This is a genomic window from Micromonospora inaquosa (assembly GCF_003857055.1).
In the GTDB taxonomy this organism is placed as follows: Bacteria; Actinomycetota; Actinomycetes; order Mycobacteriales; family Micromonosporaceae; genus Micromonospora; species Micromonospora inaquosa.
Map to the genome: position 1 here is coordinate 1 of NZ_QGSZ01000018.1, position 1,422 is coordinate 1,422.

1 protein-coding gene is annotated in these 1,422 nt (G+C 67.4%); it reads right to left on the reverse strand.

Features of this window, described 5'->3' with window-relative positions:
• Positions 1 to 14: 14 nt before the first annotated feature.
• Positions 15 to 1,160 carry an IS110 family RNA-guided transposase gene (locus DLJ59_RS00090; RefSeq protein WP_124770503.1) on the reverse strand — a complete coding sequence of 382 codons (1,146 nt, stop codon included), beginning with the start codon at positions 1,158 to 1,160 and terminating at the stop codon, positions 15 to 17.
• Between the last annotated feature and the right edge of the window lie 262 nt (positions 1,161 to 1,422).

Below are 1,422 nucleotides of genomic sequence, written 5' to 3' on the forward strand. Positions count from 1 at the left end.
GGCTCCCCTCTGTGTCAAGACACCGCCGGGAGGAGAGTTCTATCCTGGGTCTCGGCGGGTCCGGGAAGTGACTTCTCCGAAGAGCCGGCTGGGGGATGAGAGTCGGTCGCGCTGGAGCCAGTTGCCGTTCCCTGTTGTCCTCCCGGGCCCGCTGCCATGGCGGCTGTGGCGTCCTCGATCATGCATCGATAGACGATGTCGGACAGGCGTCGTTTCAGCGCGCGCATCGCTTCCATCGATGTCTTGCCGGAGGCCTTCTTGCGGTCGAAGTAGGCGCGGCCTTCGGTGGGGTTGCGGAGCTGGACGGTGGCCATGATGTGCAGCACGCGGTTGATCTGCCGGTTTCCGGCTCTGGAGAGCCGGTGGCGTATCTGCTCGCCGGAGGATGCGTCGATGGGGGCGGTGCCGTTCCAGGAGGCGAAGTGGGCCCGGTTGGGGAAGCGGGTGATGTCGCCGACCTCGACCAGCAGCCGGGCGGCGCCGGACGGTCCGATGCCGTGTAGGTCCATCAGCGTGGTGCCGGTGGAGGCGACCAGTTCTTTCAGTTCCTTGTCGGCTTCCTTGGAGCGTCGGTAGATGCGTTCGAGGTCACCGATTAGCTCCGCGGCGACCCGCCGTCGGGCCTTGCCGACGGCGTCACGGGGCCGGACTGTGGCCAGCAGTGCTTTGGCCTGGGCTGCGGACAGGCTCTTCTTCGCCCCACCCGGAATGAGCTCCAGCAGCAGTTGGTGCAGCTGGGACACCATCCGGGTGTGGTCGACACCGAGGGAACGGCGCCGGTCGACCAGGATCCGCAGCAGGGCCAGCTGCTCATCGTTGACCACCGGGCGTAGCCCGGTCATGCGGGTGCCGACCAGCGCGATGGAGTGGGCGTCGGTGGCGTCGGTTTTGCGGCCCTGTCCGGTGGCGAACACTCGCGCCCTGGCGGACAGTTTCGGCGGGACGTCGACGACCTGTTCGCCGTCGGCGAGTAGCCGGTTGGCGATGTGCCGGCCGATGCCCTGGCAGCCCTCGATCGCCCAGACCCGGTGCGGCCACTGCTTGGCGTACTTTGCCATCGCTGTGTAGCCGCTGCGGTTGGTGTCGAACCGGCCGCCGCCGACGATGGTCTCGTCGCTGGTCATGACCTCGATCGTGGCGGAGCGCTGGTGCGGGTCCATCCCGATGACCACACGATCAGAAATGGCACTCAACGGGTCCTCCGATGCTCGATCAGCAGTTGTCGAGCCGGGAGGGCAACGCTACTTCGAGCCGAGCAAACCCCTCTTGAGCCTCTCCCCGCCCTGGGGCGACGCCCGGGCCGCGCAGGCCAAATGAGAGCCACACGACCAGCGTGGGCAGCCGAAATGAGAGCGACAGCCCGGGCGCCTCGACCGAAGCCTGGCCGGGCCGCGGTCGCAGGTCAATGAAACAAGTAGCCGA